4 protein-coding genes and 1 pseudogene are annotated in these 5,416 nt (G+C 66.0%); 2 read left to right on the forward strand and 3 right to left on the reverse strand.

Annotated features, from left to right (window positions below; translation table 11 throughout):
• On the reverse strand, positions 1-2,098 hold a 2,098-nt coding region (locus tag RT567_RS13100), incomplete at its 3' end, for a M14 family metallopeptidase (RefSeq protein WP_313576751.1).
• 399 nt (positions 2,099-2,497) lie between these two features.
• On the opposite strand from RT567_RS13100, the gene RT567_RS13105 reads away from it, so the two are divergent.
• Positions 2,498-3,772: a dicarboxylate/amino acid:cation symporter gene (locus RT567_RS13105; RefSeq protein WP_313576752.1), complete on the forward strand. Its 1,275-nt coding sequence runs from the start codon at positions 2,498-2,500 to the stop codon at positions 3,770-3,772.
• A 372-nt stretch (positions 3,773-4,144) separates the two neighbouring features.
• Complete coding sequence (locus tag RT567_RS13110) at positions 4,145-4,741, forward strand: helix-turn-helix transcriptional regulator (RefSeq protein ID WP_313576753.1); 597 nt, start codon at positions 4,145-4,147, stop codon at positions 4,739-4,741.
• Positions 4,742-4,752: 11 nt separating this feature from the next.
• On the opposite strand, the gene RT567_RS13115 is transcribed toward RT567_RS13110, so the two are convergent.
• Complete coding sequence (locus RT567_RS13115) at positions 4,753-5,007, reverse strand: hypothetical protein (protein ID WP_087139030.1); 255 nt, start codon at positions 5,005-5,007, stop codon at positions 4,753-4,755.
• 170 nt (positions 5,008-5,177) lie between these two features.
• Positions 5,178-5,416: pseudogene (locus tag RT567_RS13120) on the reverse strand (hypothetical protein); the annotation flags it as partial.

Here is a 5,416-nt window from a genome sequence, read left to right on the forward strand (position 1 = left end):
GTTCGAGCATCCATTTGGTCCAGCCTGAGGCCATCGAGCCGCCGTAGCGGTCGACCAGTCCGATGCGGACCGGCTTCAGCGTGATCCGTTCGCCGCCGGGCGCGCGGGCGACGGCGTGGGCGTTCAGACCCAGGTCGCGCACGGCGGCCTCGACGATCGGGCGAGCCTTGTCGTCGGCGGGAATCCACAGGGCGCCGGGCGCCAGGGCGGCGCGGCCGGCGCGGGTCTCGCCTTCCTGCCAGTAGACCGGCACGCCCGCCGCCAGCAGGCGGTTGGTCAGGATGTAGCCGTTGATCGGCGCATGATCGATCAGCCAGCCGGCGCGGCCGCTTCCCTCGATCTTGCCGGGCGGCGGGGCCATGACGTCGGCGACGCGCTCGGTCGGCGCCTCGAAGCCGTCGAGGATGCGGTCGAATTTGACGCCCATCTGCAGGGCCAGGGTGTAGCCGGTGGCGTCATAGGGCAGGGCGGGCGGGCCGCCCGGATACTGCAGGTCGTGCGGGTGGTCCTGGGGCTCGAACATGTCCAGCACATGCGGGCGATAGGCCTGGGCCGTCTTCACCACATAGGAGCCGGCAGGATAGGTCTTACCGCCGATGGTGAAGGCGCGGGTGGCGCGCTCGACGTCCACGCCGGTCTTGATCAGGCTGTTCAGGAAGGCGACGGCGGTGGGCAGGTCGGCCTGGTCCGCCGGGATGACATAGCCGCGCGGATCGCGCCGGGCCGGGTCGCGCATGACGCGCTCATACAGGGCCGGATCGACGCCGCGACGGGCGTCAGCCGGAGTTGTCGACGCCGCGTTCAGGGCGTCTACCGCCGAGGGGGTGAGACGCCAGGTGTCGGTGTTGCCCTTGTCGATGGCGTTCTGGCCCATGCGCCAGATGTTGAACAACGTGCGATCCTTGTTGCGCGAGGCGTAGTTCAGCACGGCGCGGTTGATCGACTGCGAATAGTCGATCGACTGGACGAAATGCCAGGCCTGGGGCGCGATGGGCAGGGGCAGGTCGTTACGCGGCAGCTGGTTCTGGGGGATCAGGCTGATCCGGCTGGGCGTCGGGTGGCCGGTGATTTCGGTCAGCAGGCCGACGGCGTTGTGGAAATAGGTGACGGAGCGCTCCATCCCGTTGTTCCACGTCGAATAGTTGGCCCCGCTGCGCATGGTCGAGCCGGGCTTGCCTTCTTCGATCAGGCGGCTGTGCATGGCGGCGCCGACCTCGGACAAGGTGCTCATGACCAGCGGGTCGTAGTTGTAATTGAAGGGGTCGCGGAACGGCGGCATGAAGACCACGGTCCCCGCCGGCGCCGTCTGGTGGTGGTTGTAGATGATCTGCGGGAACCACTCGCGGAAGAACTGCCGGTTGACGTTGGTCGTCTCGGTCATGGCCGACAGGTAGTAGTCGCGGTTATTATCGTGGCCGACGTACTTCTGATACAGCACCGGGATGCTGTCGTACTCGCGCTTCAGCGGGTCTTGGTTGCGCATGTACCAGGTGGAGACCAGCTCCCACCCGTCCGGGTTCAACGGCGCGAACAGGATGACCACGTCGTCCAGAATGCGCTTGGCCTCGGCGTCTTCGGCGGTCAGCCATTCATAGAGGGCGGCGATCAGGGCCTGGGGCGGGACCGTCTCGGTGGAATGCAGGCCGCCGTCGATCCAGACCACGGCCTTGCCTTCAGCGGCCAGGGCGCGGGCTTCAGTCTCGCTGACGCCCTCGACCTTGGCCAGGCGGCGCGCAATCTCCTGATAGCGGTCGATGTTCGCCAGGTTCTGCGGCGAGGAGACGACGGAGAGGTACTGCGTCCGCCCTTCGGACGACTGCCCGATCTCCAGCAGCTTCATCCGGTCTGACTGCCCGGCCAGGGTGTGCAGATAGCGCTCGAACTGGGTGTAGGTGATCAGGCGATAGTCCGCCCCGACCTCATGGCCGAAGGCTTCCATCGGCGTGGTCAGGGCGCGGGCGGGCGCAGCGGATGCTGCAGCCGGGACGGTGGAGATGGAGGTTGCGGCCTCCAACGCCAGGGTGCTGGTCGATGAAAGGGCCAGGACGGCCAGTCCGGCGGCCAGGCGGCGCGCGGGACCAAGGATGGGACGGGACATGCGGACTCCTGATGCGTTCACTCGGGGAGCCTTCTGCGAGGCTTGAGCGTAGCTTGGCGTGTTCGGGGCGCGGACGCAATTTGCGCTGTGTCGGCTCTCGACGCCTCAGGTGAGTAATTTTTCTGCGTTATCTCGGACAATTCGGGAGAGATCGCCCCTTGCCGAAATTTGCTTCGAGCATGAGCGAATTTTCAGACTCCAGGCCGGAAAATATTCATTTCTAGGTCGAAATTCGGCGGCCGATTCATGTCTCGCGCGCCTAGACCTTGAGGAGTTCGTTGGAGGTCAGAGGATTTTCGTTTATTCGCTGCCTCTTCCTTCTGGGCGGGTGGGGATCCTCCATCGGTTTGTAACTGTGGTCCGGCGACGCCGGGCCTGCAAAGCTGGACGACTTTTTGCATGAAACGCTTGTTCGCCTATTTCATCGTCGGAGCGATGATACTGGGGGTTCTCACGGGGTGGGGCCTCAATCATTTCCTGACGGCTGACGAGGCGTCGGCCGCAGCGTCGAACCTGAATCTGATCACCGACGTCTTCCTGCGCCTGATCAAGATGATCATCGCGCCGTTGGTGTTCACGACCCTGGTGGCGGGCATTGCGCACATGGAGGACGCCGCTTCGGTGGGGCGGATCGGCGTCAAGACGATGACGTGGTTCATCGGCGCCTCGATCGTGTCGCTGGTGCTGGGTCTGGTGATGGTTCAACTGCTGCAGCCGGGCGCGAACATGCACCTGCCCGAAGCCGTGGCGGCCACCGCGCCGGCGGCTTCGACGGACGCCTTCTCGCTGCATGGCTTCATCACCCATCTGGTGCCGACCTCGATCTTCGACGCCATGGCCAAGAACGAGATCCTGCAGATCGTGGTCTTCTCGGTCTTCGTCGGCACGGCGGTCGCCGCCCTGGACGACAAGGCCCCGGCGGTGCTGCACCTGGTCGAACAGGCCGCTTCCATCATGCTGAAGGTGACCGAGTTCGTGATGAAGATGGCGCCCTTCGCCATCTTCGCCGCCCTGGCCTCGACTATCGCCACGCAAGGGCTGGAGATGCTGGGCACCTACGCCAAGTTCGTGCTGGGCTTCTACGGCTCCATGGGCGTGCTGTGGGGCCTGCTGTTCCTGGCCGGCGCCGTGGTTCTGGGCAAGCGGGTGGTTCCGCTGTTCCGGGCCATCCGCACCCCGACCCTGCTGGCCTTCTCGACCGCCAGCTCGGAAGCAGCCTATCCGCGCATCCTGGAGGCCCTGCCCAAGGTCGGCGTGCGCCGTCGCATCGTCAGCTTCGTCCTGCCGCTGGGCTATTCGTTCAACCTGGACGGGTCGATGCTCTACTGCACCTTCGGCACCATGTTCATCATGCAGGCCCACGGCGTGCAGCTCAGCGTATCGCAGCAGATCTTCATGCTGCTGCTGCTGATGGTGACGTCCAAGGGCATCGCCGGCATCCCGCGCGCCTCCCTGGTGGTCATCATGGCGACCCTGACCTACTTCGGCCTGCCTGAGGCGTGGATCGCCATCGTCCTGGGCGTCGACCACCTGCTCGACATGGGGCGCTCGGCCACCAACGTCGTCGGCAACTCCGTCGCCGCCGCCGTGGTCGCCAAATGGGAAGGCGAACTGGACGACATTCCCGATCCCTCGGACGAGGTCGATGGAGCCGGACAACCGGCTGTCGCCTAGGCGTTCTAAGCCGATCACATGGAAACGGCGGTCCTGCGAAGGGCCGCCGTTTTCAATTGCGCCTGTGTTCTCAGTTGCGACGCCAGCATCGCTGCGTGGGAGGGTGAGATGGGGCGCGAATGCGTCTTTTGCAGCGAAGCTTAACCCTGAAATGTGAAATTCAAGTCGCAAAAAGCAATAAAGATGCGCTTCCTGTGGATATGCGTTAAGGTATCGTTAGTGCTCGGGCGTTGCTTACGTTGAAGATGCGGCCGGCTTCGAGCGAAGCCGTGCGCCAGTCCTGGAGCGTTGGCGTTGGAACAAGCTGTGTGGGAGGCCGGCCGGGCAGGACGCCGGGCCGCAGAGGGGGCGTCGTTCGCCCCGGATAGACGATTGAATCCGGATCGCCGGCGACGGCCATGGACGGCGCCTGCCGACGATGTCGAGGGGCAGTGCAATCGCGCCCTGGCCGCCTGGATCGATCACGAGATGCGCGCCCGCCTGCTGGTCACGCGCACCCTGGAGGTGGTGTGGCTGAATGAGGCCGCGCGCGCGCTTCAGGAGGACGGCGACCTGTTCGGAGTCGAGGGGGGGCGGCTGTCCACGCGATCACGCGCCTTGCCGCGCCTGATGGCGCAGGCCCGATCGGATGAGGCGCGATGCCTGGCGGCGCCGGGATCCGATGGTCGGACCTGGGTGGTCTGGGCGCGCGAGGTGGCGTCGGCGCCGACCTGTTTGATCGGCCTGACCCTGCAATGCATCGGCGGCGAAGTGCGCTTTCAGGCCCTGATCGAGACCCATCTGCTGTCGCCCTCCGAAGGGCGGATCGTGGAGATGTTGCTGGCGGGGAACGAGACCGGCCGTATCGCTCAGACCATGGACGTCTCGCTGGAGACGGTCCGGTCCCATCTCAAGCGGGCCTATCAGAAGATGGGCGTACGCAGCCGGGGCGAGTTGTTCGCCCAGGCCCTGGCCTTCGTGGTGCCCTGAGCAGACGGGGCCTAGGGCGCGATCGGCGCCGTCAGCGGCGCGGGCGTCGCCGTCGCAGGCGCTTCGGCGGCCTTGTCGATCAGCAGCGGACCCATGGCGAAGGCGGCGACCGCGGCGCCGGCCGATAGGGCCAGCACGGCCACCACGCCATAGGCGATCAGCGAGCGCGACCGGCGACGACGAAACCCGCCCGGCCGCACGTTGCGCACCAGCACATAGGGATGATTGCTGAAGGCCTCGGAGCCGATGATGTTGTGCTGGGACAAGAAGACGCTCCCGACTTTCCTTGAACGGAGGGGCTCAGAGAGCGGTTTCTTGGGGCCAAAGGATGGCGAACGATGATCTAAAGACGACGGCCGCGCAGGGGCGCGGCCGTCGGAAAACTGCTCAGCTAACGGCCTAGTTTACGGCCCAGCTAACGGCTCAGCTGGGGGCCTCAGCCGCCGAGCGTGACGTTGACGGCGCGGCCGCCGCGCGTCTGCACCCGGCGCATCAGCACCATGACGCTGTCGTCGGCCTTGACTGGGGCGATCAGGAACCAGCTGCCGTCCGGCAGGCCGGAAAAGCGAAAGCCGCCGTCGGCGCAGGGCTCGGCCCGTTCATAGGAGCGATAGTCCGCGCCCTGTTCGCCGGCCGATCGGGCGCGCACGACGGCGGCCGGGACGGCGGCGCGAT

This window comes from Brevundimonas sp. (assembly GCF_032107865.1).
Taxonomy (GTDB): Bacteria; Pseudomonadota; Alphaproteobacteria; order Caulobacterales; family Caulobacteraceae; genus Brevundimonas.